The sequence below is a fragment of the Paenibacillus glycanilyticus genome (assembly GCF_030161375.1).
GTDB lineage: Bacteria > Bacillota > Bacilli > Paenibacillales > Paenibacillaceae > Pristimantibacillus > Pristimantibacillus glycanilyticus_B.
Genome location: NZ_BSSQ01000001.1, coordinates 299,235 through 312,832 on the forward strand (window position 1 = coordinate 299,235; position 13,598 = coordinate 312,832).

Here is a 13,598-nt window from a genome sequence, read left to right on the forward strand (position 1 = left end):
ATCTGTTTTTGGGCATAAAAAAAAGCACGGGAACCCCCAATGCCAGATGAGTCCTGTTCCACGCAGCCTACGAGGTTAGCTGACGGATTCGGGCCTGGAAAGGCAGCCCTATTCAAGCAAAGCAATTGCTTAAAATTCACCCCATGCCGGCTTTATGCCAGCGATTTGGTTCCCCCGTTTTCATTACGAAATTCGGCTCCTATTCGATTCCTATAACGTTAAAGATTATACGCTTTAATAATGAATATGATCAAATGAACACGAGCGATAATTAAGCGGAATTCGTTCAAATTCAGTCAATCGTCCGCTACAAGCGGTCCCTTGCTGGCTGCACGTCCCTATTTCGCGGCTTTCCGTTCGCATTCTCATATTTCACCCGTATTGCTTGCAGCAGACGCATTGGATAAACCCGTTCAATAATGGTATGGTTACAATAGTTACGTATCGACTCAAAAACGAAATGGAGGTTTTGTATGATCCCTTCCATCACCCCTCATGAATGGAAACGATTCTTGTGGGCTGCCATTGCAGGAGCCATTATTTTTATTTTCACGCAGCTAGGCCCGACGGCGGGAGACCAATTGTTCTCCGAAACAACGCATAAAGTCATTAGTAAAAGCGAAGCCGCGCAAACAGCGGAAAAGTTCGCTAAGCAGCAATTTGGCGTCGATGCGATATCTTCACATACGATCTATCAGACCGATAGCTTGGCAAACGGCTATTTCTCCAAAGAAGATTTATTAGACCAATTTGAACAGAAATATGATGCGAAGTTTCCAACGGATACGTTCCAGGTCAATCTTGATTTGGAGGATGGCAGCCAGGCTTACGTCTATATTCATATGACAAACGGAAGCGTTACCGGCTGGCATTGGTTTGGCGCGGAGGCTGCCGATAACGATCGGCTGGTTCAATCATCCGCGAAGAAATTCGCTTTGTCCAAAGGATTCACTTCTGAACAGTTGGATCAGACGTACCTGAATGATGACGGAGATGCCGTCATGCATCCAACCGGCTATTCGCTTGGAGATTCTTCTCTAGAGCTGGTTATCGGAGTTGGCTTCATTGACAATAAAGCGGTCATCACCAGATACAAGCCCGCTTTCAAAGCACCTTCGGAATACATAACCTATGTAGATGGACAAAAAGATATCGGCAGCGTCCTATCCGTGGTTAGCCTAGCATACATGTGTTTCATCTCCCTTGTATTATCGCTCATCTATGCGATTTTGTACCGCAGGCATACCACTTTTAAACGCGGGGTATTTATCAGTCTGGTGTTTATCATTTTCTACATTTACAACAACTTGAACGTCCTTGACGGCATCTTCGCCAGCTTTGGCGAGCAAAGCCGGTCGGACGCCGAGATGAACGCTACGATTATGGTTACTATCGTGCTGCTGATTCCGGTCGGTCTAGCTGTTTATTTCGCGCTAGTTGCCGGCGACGGGATGTGGCGCTCGCAGAAACGTCCATTGTGGCCAGGCTTCCGCGAACGCGGATATGGCGATCATGTGTGGCGCAGCGTCTGGTTATCCTATCTCTTTGCCGCAATCATCTTGGGATGCCAGTCCATCATTATGATGGTTATGGAGTTTACGGCCGGGTCATGGGCAACGAGCGATGCGACTCAATCTTCCTACAACACAACCATCTTATGGATCATGCCGATGATGGCCTGGTGCGCTGCGATTTCGGAAGAAGCGATTTTCCGGCTGTTCGGCATTGCTTTGTTTAAGAAATGGTTCAAAAACACGTTTATTGCCACGCTTATTCCAACGATCATGTGGGCGCTTGGCCATGTCAGCTACCCAATCTTTCCGTTCTATACGCGGATCGTTGAGCTTGTTATTCTGGGCACCGTGTTTTGTCTTATTTTCCTCCGCTACGGATTTATTACGGCCGTGTTTACGCATGCGATATTAGACAGCCTGTTAATGGGCCTCGATCTCGTTAGCGTTGGAGGAGCCGTTAATCTAACTGCCGCGCTCATCTATGCCGTATTGCCTATTATTGTGGCATGGGTTATCAAGGTTTGGCACAACAGGCGGCATATGCCTGCCTGACCGATTTGCATTTGTAAGCTAAGGGGGCTGTCTCAAAGGTGATCGCTCACTTTAAAGACGGCTCGCATTAGTAAAAAAAAAGTGATTTTTATGAAAGTAGTGCTGCAGAGGGTTACCCTTGCAGCACTATTTTTGTTCTTGCTGCTTTCTTCAGTTCATATCTAAGCGATTGACCGCATCGTTGATGACGCGTACGAGATAATTTTCGGGAATATCTTCTTGCAAGTCCATTGGCAAGGACAGTTGATCCATGTTGAACAGATTACAGGCAGACGGAGCATTAAATGATTCTGGAGAAGCGAAGTTTATGCTTACGAAGTAGCTTTCTTTCAGAAAGCTTTGAAGCGGTCGCTTTTGCTCAGGGATTCCTACCTTACCTCGTTGATTAAAGGGAATCCCTGAGCAATGGCGATTGGAAGAACATTTAATGCGCAGGCAGCTGGTTTACCTAAAACAAAAAACAGGGTGTCCCATCGTCATTTTCATGACTTATGGGACACCCCCTTTTTTTATGCCATTATTCGGATATTTGATCTGGGGCAAGCCCATTTAATAGAAACGGCCACTTTGTCCAAGAGCATTGGATTTCATCTTAATATAATCTATTAGACCAATAATGGAGGTGATAGGATTGTCTACAAAATCGAAAGTAAGCGGTTATTCCAGCAAGCAAAGCTCCAGCAAAAAATGCTACGACCCATGCAAAAAATCAGGAGGCAGCAAGCACAAATCATCAGGAAAGAAAAAATCAAGCGGCCATAAATCGTCAGGTAAATCCTCGCATCAGCATAAGTCTTCAAATAAATGCTGCGAGCACAAATCTCAAGGAAGCAGCTGCTATGATCACAAATCTTCCGGCTGTCATGACAATTCAGCAATTCCGTGCAACGGGGGGGAAAAAACAAACGGCAAAAGCAATGCTGACTATGCGTACGGCATTCTTTGCAAGCTGTCGCTCGGACAAGTTATTCATCGCGTCACGCTTGATAACGGCAAAGACTTGGATAAAGTGAAATGGGCCGGCTTCCAGAACGGAAATGCAACCTTCTCGGCAGTGAGTTATAAGACATCTTATATTGTCTACGTTCCCCTTAGCAAAATAACAAGCATCGCGCTCTAAAATAATCGGACAAGGGACCATTTCACGCGTCTATCCACTCCTGTACAAGAGCAAATCTATCATTCTTCATATAATCTAGTACTACGTTTAAGAGGAGTGATAGAATTGCCAAAGAACAATAACAAGGATAACAACAAAGACAACAAGGACAACAAAAAAGACAACAAACAAGGTAAAGAGTCCGCGAACGCGAACAAAACAAGCGGCAACCAAAGTCCTGGCGGCGGCAACCGTACGAGCGGTAACCAAAGCCCTGGCGGCGGCAACCGTACCAGCGGTAACCAAAGCCCTGGCGGCGGCAACCAAAGCGGCGGTAACAAAAGCTCCGGAGGCGGACCTGGCGGTAAAAGCGGTGGCAAAAGCGGCGGTAAAGGCGGCGGCAAAAGCGGCGGCAACCAAAGCGGCGGCCGCAGTGCGGGTGCTGCAACTGAAAACGCTGATAAAAAAGGCAAAAATGAAGGCAAAGACAAAAATAACAATAAAGATAAAAACAAAGACAAAGGCAAACATTAACAAAGAAAAGGAATGAGGTTCCCCCTCATTCCTTTTCTTTGTCATTTTCATTGTTATTTAAGGCAGCAAGAATGTCCGAAGCCAGCTTCTCTCCGATCGATAGAGGCTTAAAGTCCTCAATGGAGGCTTCCCTGATCTTCTTGATTGATCCGAAATGCTTCAGCAGCAGCTTGCGCCGCTTCTCGCCGATGCCCGGTATCGCATCCAGCTGGGACGCAATCATCGATTTGCCGCGCTGCTCGCGATGGAACGAAATCGCAAACCGGTGAACCTCGTCTTGAATGCGCTGCAATAGATAAAACTCTTGGCTGTCGCGCGGCAGCGGCACGACTTCCGGAGGATCTCCGGTCATCAGCTGTGCCGTCTTATGCTTCGCGTCTTTCACAAGTCCGCAAACTGGGATATAAAGCCCGAGCTCATTATGCAAGACATCCAGAGCGGCGGATATTTGACCTTTACCCCCGTCGACGACAATCAGGTCAGGCGGAGTCAGCTGCTCCTTCAGCATTCTTTCGTAACGGCGGCGGACTACCTCCCGCATCGTCTCATAATCATCCGCGCCAACAACAGTCTTCACTTTGTATTTGCGGTATTCCTTCTTATCCGGCTTGCCATCCGTAAATACAACCATCGCCGAAACCGGATTCGTTCCTTGAATATTGGAGTTATCAAACGCTTCGATGCGCCTTACCTCCGGCAAACCAAGCCATTCGGCCAAACTTTCGGAAGCTCGGACACTTCTCTCCTCATCCCGTTCAATTAAACGGAATTTATCGGCCAGGGCAATCTTCGCGTTATCAATGGCCATCGTTACCGCTTCGCTCTTCCGGCCGCGCTGCGGCATTAACACTTTGACCTTCAGCCAGTTATGAAGCATGGAAGCAAATTCATCGGCTGCGTTAGAGGAGTCCTCGCTCTGCTCGTCTTCCGTAGCGGGAAGCGGAAGCAAAATCTGCTTCGGCAATGCCGGATTATCGCTGTAATATTGGGTGACGAACGTCATAAAGTCATCATATTCTTCTCCGTAATAAGGGAACGATGTACCGCGGCGTTCGATCATTTTTCCTTGACGCATGTACAAAATCTGAACGCACATCCAGCCCTTCTCTACCGCATAACCGAATATGTCGCGGTCAAGCGCGTCATTCATCGTAATCTTCTGCTTCTCGATGACGGCATCGATACTTACGATTTGGTCCCGGTATTCCTTGGCCCGTTCAAAGTCCAGCTCCTCCGCCGCCGCTTCCATCTTCCGCTGCAGATCCGCCTTCACTACGTCATGGCCGCCGTTTAGAAACTTTGTAATTTCCTGGATCATCGTCTCGTATTGGCCTGGCTCCACGTCGTATTCGCATGGGGCGATACATTGGCCGATGTGATAATACAAGCATACTTTATCGGGTAAAGTGCCGCATTTGCGAAGCGGATACAGCCGGTCGAGCAGCTTCTTCGTTTGTTGGGCGGCGTAAGCGTTTGGGTACGGACCGAAATATTTGCCTTTATCCTTCACAACACGCCTGGTAACCTCTAGACGAGGATGTTTTTCATTCGTGATCTTAATATAGGGAAAGGTCTTGTCGTCCTTCAGTAGAACATTGTACCTTGGATGATGTTGCTTGATCAGGTTAAGCTCGAGAATAAGGGCTTCCATATTGCTCGAGGTTATAATATAGTCAAAATCGCGGATTTCCGATACGAGCCGCTGCGTCTTTCCATTGTGGCTTCCGTTGAAATAGGAGCGGACACGGTTTTTGAGCACCTTCGCTTTGCCTACATAGATAATGGTGCCTTCCCCGTTTTTCATTAAATAACAGCCGGGCTGATCCGGAAGCAACGCTAATTTGTTGCGGATTAGTTCTTCGGCTTCAGCTCGGCTGACTGATGTGTTTTGTTGTTGCTGGTCCATTGTTCCCTCCTAAAAAGAATTGCGCAGCAATTCTTGCTTCGAAAGCGTACGCTTAGAATTGCGCAGCAATTCTTACTTCGAAAGCATACGCCTAGAATTGCGTGGCAATTCTAGGCGTATGCTCTGCCTCGTCTGTATTCATTTATTTTAGCATATCGAACGCATGTTTCGCCTTATATTTGTCAATTAATTGCTTTACAATAATTCGTAAAGTTGGGTATACTATTATAAGCTTTGAATGGTCTTCAAGGGAGGCGTAATTCATTATGGAAAATGTACGTGATCCGCGCGAACATGTGAACGAAGAACCGCGCCACGACTTGATGGACGTAATGGCAGGCTTTGGTGGAATGCTCGGTTTTATGACCGTATTGTTCGCTGCAGCTGTCATCATCAAATTCATCATCTCGTAACCAAACAAAAAGCTCCGAATCGGATATCCGATTCGGAGCTTTTTTCATTTCTTCTGGGGGTTGTTATTGAGCAACCGCCCGCAGGTTGTCGCCGCTTGAATGGCTATTAGCGTTAGCGGTTTTCTGCGGTTCCGGCTGAACCTGCTTATGGGAAGGCTGATCGTAGCGAGTACGCTCGGTCCGGTCGATTTGAACAATACGTCCATCATGTACGGTAATATTGACAGAACCATATTGCAATCCATTCACTTGCTCAAGGATACGGTCCAGCCACACTTGATCTACTTCCAACGGTTTTGCCATCATTAACCCCTCCATAATCAACCGATTTACTCGGTATTAATTTCAAAAAAAAATTAATCCAGCTTTTCGTGCGACGCTCGTTGGTTCGTTTTCCATTCAAACAAAGCCTTCACCATCAAAGTCAACACCGCCAGCATAACAAGCAAGGATGCTACGGCAAAAGCAGCCGAGAACTGATATTCGTTATATAGAATTTCAATATGAAGCGGCAGCGTATTTGTCTCCCCCCGGATATGGCCGGACACCACGGATACAGCGCCAAATTCCCCCATCGCTCGGGCATTGCTAAGAATGATGCCGTACAACAAACCCCATTTGATATTCGGCACGGTTACGCGCCAGAAGATTTGCCAGCCTTTCGCCCCAAGACTTGCAGCCGCCTCTTCCTCCTGCACCCCTTGTGCCTGCATGAGCGGAATCAACTCGCGCGCCACAAACGGAACCGTTACAAAGATGGTCGCAAGAACGATGCCCGGAAGAGCAAATACGATCTTGATATCATGTTCGTCGAGCCATGGACCAAGGAAGCCTTGTGCCCCAAACATTAAGATGTAGATAAGTCCGGAAATGACCGGCGATACCGCAAAAGGCAAGTCGATTAAAGTAATAAGAAAGTTTTTGCCTTTGAACTTAAACTTGCTGATCGCCCATGCCGCGGCAATGCCAAACACCGCGTTCAGCGGAACGGCGATAAGAGCGACAAGCAACGTTAATCGCAATGCGGATAAAGCATCTTTATCGGTAATTGCAGCCCGGTAAACGTCAAAGCCCTTTTTGAAAGATTCAATAAAGACGGATACAAGAGGCAAAGCTACGGCAATACCAAGGAATAAGACGGCTATCGTAATCAAAATCCATTTAACTGTCGCCGATTCGGTAATATGTTTGGGCCGTTTGGATGCTTCCTGCGACAAGTGTGCGGTTACTGCTCCTGCCATTTGCGTTCCCTCCCCTAATCCGCAATCGTTCGGCGGTTAATCCGCCATTGCATGAAATTGATAAGCAGAAGAAGCAGGAAGGATATGATGAGCATAACAAGCGCAATGGCCGTTGCGCCTTTGTAGTCGAATTGTTCCAGCTTCGTCATGATCAGGAGGGGGGCAATTTCCGTTCGCATCGGCATATTTCCCGAGATGAACACCACGGATCCGTATTCCCCGATTCCCCTCGCAAAGGCCAGCGCGAACCCGGTTAATAACGCTGGCATCAGCTCAGGCAATATCACTTTCCAGAAAGTTCGCAACCGGTAAGCGCCAAGCATAACCGCGGCTTCTTCCGTTTCTTTCTCAAAGTCCTGCAGAACGGGCTGCACGGTCCGGACGACAAACGGAATGCCGATAAATATTAGGGCAATCGTAATACCGAGCTGCGTGTAGGCTACCTTTATTCCTAGCGGAGCAAGGATCGAACCCATCCAGCCGTTTGGCGCGTATATCGCCGTCAGAGCGATACCGGCCACCGCCGTCGGAAGAGCAAACGGCAAGTCGACAAGGCTGTCGAGAATTTTTTTGCCCGGGAAGCGATAACGGACTAGTACCCATGCAACAAGAAGTCCAAATACAAGATTGGTTAGCGCCGCGAAAAAAGAAGTTGTAAAGCTGATTCGATAAGAAGCGATTACCCGAGGATTCGTAATAACCGCCCAAAATTCGTTCCAGCTCAGGCCGGTTGTTTTCACAAACACACCGGCGAGAGGGATCAGAACGATTAAGCTTAGGTAAGCAATGGTGAAGCCCATTGACAGGCCGAAGCCCGGCAATACGTTTGTAGACTTCCTTGCCTTGGAACCTTTCATGTGAAGTCAGCTCCGTTCATCTCTTTGATCTTGGTCATTACGAACCTGGCGTATAGATCTTGTCGAAAATACCGCCGTCGTTGAAGTGTTTCTCCTGCGCCGTTTTCCAGCCGCCGAAGTCGTCGATCGTGATCAGTTCAAGATCTTTGAATTGCTCTTTATATTTAGCCGCGATGGTTTCGTTAATAGGACGGTAGTAATTTTGCGCCGCAATCTCCTGACCTTCATCCGAATACAAGTATTGCAGGTAAGCTTCCGCTACCTCTCTAGTTCCGCGTTTGTCGGCTACTTTGTCAACGACGGCTACCGGCGGTTCTGCCTTGATGCTTAACGAAGGATAGACGATATCGAATTTATCCGGACCAAGCTCTTTGACGGACAGGTAAGCTTCGTTCTCCCAAGCAAGCAATACATCGCCGATGCCTTTTTCCACGAAAGTCGTAGTTGCGCCGCGTGCGCCGGAATCCAGAACCGGAACATGCTTATACAGCTCTTTTACAAACTCTTGCGCCTTTGCTTCGTCGTTGCCGTTTTGTTTCAAAGCGTATCCCCAAGCTGCAAGATAGTTCCAACGGGCTCCGCCGGACGTTTTTGGATTTGGCGTAATAACTTCCACGCCGTCTTTGATCAGGTCGCTCCAATCGTTGATGCCTTTTGGATTGCCTTTGCGAACAAGGAACACGATTGTCGACGTATACGGAGCGCTGTTATGTTCGAATTTGCTTTGCCAGTCCGCTTTAACCAAACCTGGCTCCACTAGCGCGTCTATATCATAGCCAAGCGCCAGCGTAACTACGTCTGCTTCCAGGCCGTCAATAACCGCGCGGGCTTGCGCGCCGGAACCGCCATGGGATTGTTTGATCGTAACTTTCTGGCCGGTTTTGTCGAGCCAATATTTCGAGAATGCTTCGTTATAATTCACATAAAGTTCGCGAGTCGGATCGTAAGATACGTTAAGGAGTTCAACCGGATCTTTGGGCTTTTCGCTTGGCGCCTCGGATGATGTTCCGGCATTATTCGATGCAGCGGGTGTTTCTTTATTTCCACTGCCGTTGGAATTCGTATTGGAGTTGGAATTATTGCCGCAAGCGGCGAGAACCAAAGTAAAAGTAAGTATAAGTACAAACGAACGGATAATGGCTAATCTCTTCATTGTCAACACACCCCTATAATTATTGACAGTTGAATAATGTTTAGCATCCGGTGGTCCGGGTAGATAATATTATTCCTACCTGTTTAGTTGGTTATGGATGAATATTACCAGTACGCCCAATCTTCTGTCAATAGAAAATTGGAAATTTTTTATGAAACATATAAGCTTACCTTATAGGATATTTCTAGAAAAAAGGAAGGCCCGGCGTTAGCCGGGCCTTCCTCTTCGCTTTTATCCCATTAATTCCGCGTCCAGCGGGAAATGGCAGGCAACCTGCCTTCCTCCTGCAAGATCCCTCAGTAGCGGCTCCTCTGCGCTGCAACGGGCTTGCGCAGCCGGACAACGCGGATGAAACCGGCAGCCCGATGGCGGATTGGCCGGAGAAGGCACATCTCCCTGCAATACGATTCTTTCCCGCTTGCGCTCAGGATCCGGCCTTGGAATAGCCGACAAAAGCGCTGCCGTATAAGGATGAAGAGGCCTTGCAAACAACTCTTCCGTTGGCGCGACCTCGACGATTTTCCCCAAATACATGACGCCAACCCGGTCGGATATATGCCGGACGACATTCAGGCCATGCGCGATAAACAAAAAGGTGAGACCAAGCTCCCGCTGCAGCTTCATCAGCAGATTAATAACCTGCGATTGCACCGATACATCCAGAGCGGATACCGCTTCATCCGCCACGATAAACTCGGGATTAAGCGCAATGGCCCTCGCAATGCCGATACGCTGCCGTTGACCGCCGGAGAACTCGTTCGGATACCGGTTTCTACGCGATGCATCAAGACCAACCAGCTCCATCAATTCAACGACGCGCTTGTCGATTTCTTTCTCGGTCATCCGTTCATGCAGGCGCAGCGGTTCACCGATGATGTCTTTAACGAGAAACCTCGGGTTCAGCGAACCAAACGGATCCTGAAAAATAATCTGCATCTGCTTCCGCAACCGGCGCAACTCTTGTCCGGTCAACTTCTGCACATCGGTGCCATTAAAGTTCACTTCGCCTTCCGTAGCTGGTTGCAGATTTAGCACAACCCGGCCTAACGTTGATTTACCGCAGCCCGATTCGCCTACAAGACCAAACGTTTCGCCTTTGCGGATGGATAACGTCACATCATCAACTGCTTTTACTTGACCAACAACCCGGTTCAGAACACCAGATCGAATCGGAAAATATTTTTTGACGCCACGCAGTTCAAGTACGTATTCCGCTTTCATCGGCTCACCTCGGGATTCGATTCTAGTTTCCAAGCTGCCGCCCCGCCCTCATCCATGTACATCCAACAGGAGGCTTGATGACCTTCCGATACGCTGAATGCCGGCGGAGCTTGTTGCCGGCAAATATCTTTGGCATGCGGGCAGCGCGGATGAAACCGACAGCCTTCCGGAAGCTGGCTTAACCCCGGAATATTGCCTTTGATCGTATACAATTCTTCGCCGCGGGATCCTTCCAAACCGGGAACAGACTTCAGAAGTCCTTCCGTATAGGGATGGCTCGGGCGGGCAAATACATCCCTTGCACTGCCTTCTTCGACGATAATGCCCGCATACATGACCGCGATCCGGTCCGCCATCTCGGCGGCAACCCCCATATCATGGGTGATTAGCAGAATCGACATTCCAAGCTCTTGCTGCAAACCGCGGAGCAGGTCGAGAATTTGGGCTTGTACCGTCACGTCCAAGGCGGTTGTTGGTTCATCGGCGATGAGCAAATCCGGGTCGCAAGCAAGGGCGATGGCGATGACGACACGCTGGCACATCCCCCCCGACAACTCATGCGGGTACTGCTTGGCACGGATTTCCGGCGCCGGAATCCCTACCATTCTCAGCATATCAACCGCTATTTTTCGGGCTTCTTTTTTGCTTTTTTTCCGATGAAGCATAATGCTTTCCGCGATCTGGTCGCCAATGGTGTAGACCGGATTCAAGGAGGACATCGGGTCCTGGAAGATCATAGCGATCTTATTGCCGCGGACTCGAATCATGTCATCCTGACTCCGTTTGGCGAGCTCATCCCCTTGAAACTTGATGCTGCCTTCCAGGATCGCGCCGCTGTTATAGTCAATAAGCCGCATAATTGCTAAGGAGGTCACGCTTTTCCCGCTGCCCGATTCGCCTACCAGACATACGGTCTGCCCTTTATTAATGGATAAAGAGACCTTCTCCGTTGCTTTGACGGTACCGCTTTGCGTTAGGAAGCCCGCTGTCAGATTTTCGATTTCAAGAAGCTTTTCCGCCATCTGTCTAGCCTCCTCTCGGACATTTTCTGCCGAGGATTCAACGAATCCTGAATGCCATCGCCGATGAAATTAACGGCAAGCACAACAACGAGAATGCATATGCCAGGGTAAACCGCCTGCAGCGGATCAACCAGCATAAATTCCTGCGCATTGCTGAGCATCAATCCCCAGCTTGTTTGCGGTGCTTGAATACCTAAACCCAGATAGGATAACGCCGACTCGCTTAGAATCGCCGCCCCTACCATCAACGTTGCATTCACGATAATCGGGAAGCTGGAGTTGCGGAGCAAATGTCTGAATATAATGCCAAAGTTCGATACGCCGATTGCTCTTGCCGCTTCTACATATTGCATTTCGCGAAGCTGCAAGAACGTCCCCCGAACAAGACGGGCTACGCTCATCCAGCTCGTCAAGATTAATACGATAATCATGTAGCGGAACTCGGTACCAAAGATGGCCAATACAAGAATATTAAGGAACAATAAAGGAATGGAGTTCATGACGTCGACAAGACGCATAAAGCACGTATCGATAAAGCCGCCAAAAAAACCGGAAATAGCTCCAACCATAGTTCCAATCAAGACCGATCCGATCGCTACGGAGAATCCGACCGTTAACGAAATTCTGGCGCTATATAGCAATCTTGCGAATATGTCGCGCCCCATCTCATCGGTTCCAAGCAAATGGCCGTCGGTCCCTGCTTTCAAGTTGGCAAACATCAAATCGATCTTGGCCGGATCGTATTTGGTAAGCCATGGAGCAAATAACGCGCCAAAAACAAAAATCGATAAAATGACGAGACCGCTCATTGCATACGGATTACGCCGGAACTTCGACCAAGCGGTACGCCAAGGTCCGGGAGGACGCTTCAGAGGCTTAACGCTTTGGACCTCGACCTGAGGGATAACCGCAGAGGTCTGCAAATTGGCTTCACTCATGCCGACCTTCCCCCTTTCCTGCCCAGCTGCACCCGCGGATCAACGACGGCGTACAACAAATCAGCCAACAGATTGCCTATAATTACGATGACTGCAATTAACAAGGTAATGGCCATAAGAACGGAATACTCGCGCGCAACCGCCATCTGTACAAATAAACGGCCCATTCCAGGCCAGTTAAAAACATTTTCAGTTAACGCTGCGCCCGCCACTAACAGCGGAAGGTCCAGTGCAATAATCGTAATGACAGGAATCAACGCATTGCGGAGAGCATGCTTGTACACCACCTTACCTTCGCGAACCCCTTTGGCCCGGGCGGTACGGATATAGTCCTGATCAAGCACCTCCAGCATGCTGGCGCGCGAATATTTCACGTAACCTGCGAGGAAGCTTAAAGTCAGAACGGTCACCGGAAGGATAAGATGCATCATTAGATCGCCGATTTGACCTTCTTTATCCATCGAATACATATCGGACAAAGGAAACCAATCCAGCTTTATCGAGAAGATCTGCTGAAGAATGATCCCAAACCAAAAGGTCGGCATCGCAAATCCGATATACGAAATAAAAGAAGCCGATTGATCGGAGAGGCTGTATACTTTCGTGCTGTTGTAAATCCCCCACGGAATGGCAATTAGCAAGGTCAGAAGCCAAGCAACGCTCATAAGAACAAACGTGTTTTTAACCGTTGGCCAGATGATGTCGCCAATTGGCACGTGATTTTTGAACGTGTAACCCAAATCTCCTTGCAGCAAATTGCCTAGCCAATGTAAATATTGCATGGGAAGAGGCTTATCAAGCCCCATATTGTGGGCTTGTATTTCCATGGCTTCCGGTGATAAGCCAGGCGCAAGCATCATTTGAAAAGGTCCTCCCGGAGCGGCATGGATAAGCCCGAATGTAACGAGCGTAATCAGGAATAGCACCAAGACGGACTGCAGCGTTCGGCGAATTATAAACTCGGTCATTTGCCCATCCTCCTAAAAGAATTGACGCTGCTTTTGCGACAATTCTACTTCGTAAGCATTCACTAAGAATTGACGCTGCTTTTGCGGCAATTCTACTTCGTAAGCATTGCTTAAAGACATTAAGCATCCTAAAATAAAGGTCGTTTACAGGGAAGAAGAGGGCCGCGCCCTCTTCTTCTG

The 13,598-nt window shown here is 48.5% G+C and carries 13 protein-coding genes and 1 riboswitch; of the genes, 4 read left to right on the top strand and 9 right to left on the bottom strand.

Annotated elements, in window-relative coordinates; all coding sequences use genetic code 11:
- Positions 1–49: 49 nt before the first annotated feature.
- Positions 50–208: riboswitch (cyclic di-AMP (ydaO/yuaA leader) on the bottom strand.
- Positions 209–473: 265 nt separating this feature from the next.
- The 3 genes from QQK89_RS01110 (at position 474) to QQK89_RS01120 (ending at position 3,699) form a co-directional block, all read left to right on the top strand.
- Positions 474–2,066: a CPBP family intramembrane glutamic endopeptidase gene (locus tag QQK89_RS01110; RefSeq protein WP_284236564.1), complete on the top strand. Its 1,593-nt coding sequence runs from the start codon at positions 474–476 to the stop codon at positions 2,064–2,066.
- Positions 2,067–2,697: 631 nt separating this feature from the next.
- A complete protein-coding gene (locus QQK89_RS01115; RefSeq protein WP_284236565.1) occupies positions 2,698–3,186 on the top strand; it encodes a hypothetical protein in 489 nt (162 codons plus the stop codon).
- Positions 3,187–3,291: 105 nt separating this feature from the next.
- A complete protein-coding gene (locus QQK89_RS01120) occupies positions 3,292–3,699 on the top strand; it encodes a hypothetical protein (protein ID WP_284236566.1) in 408 nt (135 codons plus the stop codon).
- A gap of 25 nt (positions 3,700–3,724) precedes the next feature.
- Here QQK89_RS01120 and uvrC read toward each other — a convergent pair whose 3' ends face one another.
- Positions 3,725–5,605: an excinuclease ABC subunit UvrC gene (uvrC, locus tag QQK89_RS01125; RefSeq protein WP_284236567.1), complete on the bottom strand. Its 1,881-nt coding sequence runs from the start codon at positions 5,603–5,605 to the stop codon at positions 3,725–3,727.
- Between the two features lie 266 nt (positions 5,606–5,871).
- Between uvrC and QQK89_RS01130 the strand changes: the two genes are divergently transcribed.
- The gene (locus tag QQK89_RS01130) at positions 5,872–6,018 is read left to right on the top strand and encodes a YqzM family protein (protein WP_284236568.1); all 147 of its coding nucleotides are present in this window, start codon (positions 5,872–5,874) and stop codon (positions 6,016–6,018) included.
- 63 nt (positions 6,019–6,081) lie between these two features.
- On the opposite strand, the gene QQK89_RS01135 is transcribed toward QQK89_RS01130, so the two are convergent.
- From QQK89_RS01135 to QQK89_RS01170, 8 genes are all read right to left on the bottom strand, one after another.
- On the bottom strand, positions 6,082–6,324 hold the full coding sequence (locus tag QQK89_RS01135; RefSeq protein ID WP_434481615.1) for a YezD family protein: 243 nt from the start codon (positions 6,322–6,324) through the stop codon (positions 6,082–6,084).
- 50 nt (positions 6,325–6,374) lie between these two features.
- On the bottom strand, positions 6,375–7,259 hold the full coding sequence (gene cysW / locus QQK89_RS01140; protein WP_284236569.1) for a sulfate ABC transporter permease subunit CysW: 885 nt from the start codon (positions 7,257–7,259) through the stop codon (positions 6,375–6,377).
- Between the two features lie 14 nt (positions 7,260–7,273).
- The gene (cysT, locus tag QQK89_RS01145) at positions 7,274–8,116 is read right to left on the bottom strand and encodes a sulfate ABC transporter permease subunit CysT (RefSeq protein ID WP_284236570.1); all 843 of its coding nucleotides are present in this window, start codon (positions 8,114–8,116) and stop codon (positions 7,274–7,276) included.
- 37 nt (positions 8,117–8,153) lie between these two features.
- The gene (locus QQK89_RS01150; protein WP_284236571.1) at positions 8,154–9,269 is read right to left on the bottom strand and encodes a sulfate ABC transporter substrate-binding protein; all 1,116 of its coding nucleotides are present in this window, start codon (positions 9,267–9,269) and stop codon (positions 8,154–8,156) included.
- A gap of 231 nt (positions 9,270–9,500) precedes the next feature.
- A complete protein-coding gene (locus QQK89_RS01155) occupies positions 9,501–10,490 on the bottom strand; it encodes an ABC transporter ATP-binding protein (protein ID WP_284236935.1) in 990 nt (329 codons plus the stop codon).
- The gene (locus QQK89_RS01160) at positions 10,487–11,512 is read right to left on the bottom strand and encodes an ABC transporter ATP-binding protein (RefSeq protein ID WP_284236572.1); all 1,026 of its coding nucleotides are present in this window, start codon (positions 11,510–11,512) and stop codon (positions 10,487–10,489) included. The genes QQK89_RS01155 and QQK89_RS01160 overlap by 4 nt, the downstream gene beginning before the upstream one ends.
- Positions 11,479–12,450, bottom strand: coding sequence for an ABC transporter permease (locus QQK89_RS01165; protein WP_284236574.1), 972 nt, complete (start codon positions 12,448–12,450; stop codon positions 11,479–11,481). The genes QQK89_RS01160 and QQK89_RS01165 overlap by 34 nt, the downstream gene beginning before the upstream one ends.
- Positions 12,447–13,418, bottom strand: a complete 972-nt coding sequence (locus QQK89_RS01170; RefSeq protein ID WP_284236575.1) for an ABC transporter permease — start codon at positions 13,416–13,418, stop codon at positions 12,447–12,449. Before QQK89_RS01170 ends, QQK89_RS01165 begins: the two co-directional genes overlap by 4 nt.
- Positions 13,419–13,598 lie beyond the last annotated feature (180 nt).

Excerpts from the sequence above, each read along its gene's own strand:
- QQK89_RS01135 (WP_434481615.1), bottom strand. The coding sequence starts at position 6,324 with ATGATGGCAAAACCGTTGGAAGTAGATCAAGTGTGGCTGGACCGTATC.
- QQK89_RS01155 (WP_284236935.1), bottom strand. The coding sequence starts at position 10,490 with ATGAAAGCGGAATACGTACTTGAACTGCGTGGCGTCAAAAAATATTTT.
- QQK89_RS01130 (WP_284236568.1), top strand. The coding sequence starts at position 5,872 with ATGGAAAATGTACGTGATCCGCGCGAACATGTGAACGAAGAACCGCGC.
- QQK89_RS01165 (WP_284236574.1), bottom strand. The coding sequence starts at position 12,450 with ATGAGTGAAGCCAATTTGCAGACCTCTGCGGTTATCCCTCAGGTCGAG.
- cysW (WP_284236569.1), bottom strand. The coding sequence starts at position 7,259 with ATGGCAGGAGCAGTAACCGCACACTTGTCGCAGGAAGCATCCAAACGG.
- QQK89_RS01110 (WP_284236564.1), top strand. The coding sequence starts at position 474 with ATGATCCCTTCCATCACCCCTCATGAATGGAAACGATTCTTGTGGGCT.
- QQK89_RS01170 (WP_284236575.1), bottom strand. The coding sequence starts at position 13,418 with ATGACCGAGTTTATAATTCGCCGAACGCTGCAGTCCGTCTTGGTGCTA.
- QQK89_RS01150 (WP_284236571.1), bottom strand. The coding sequence starts at position 9,269 with ATGAAGAGATTAGCCATTATCCGTTCGTTTGTACTTATACTTACTTTT.
- uvrC (WP_284236567.1), bottom strand. The coding sequence starts at position 5,605 with ATGGACCAGCAACAACAAAACACATCAGTCAGCCGAGCTGAAGCCGAA.
- QQK89_RS01160 (WP_284236572.1), bottom strand. The coding sequence starts at position 11,512 with ATGGCGGAAAAGCTTCTTGAAATCGAAAATCTGACAGCGGGCTTCCTA.
- cysT (WP_284236570.1), bottom strand. The coding sequence starts at position 8,116 with ATGAAAGGTTCCAAGGCAAGGAAGTCTACAAACGTATTGCCGGGCTTC.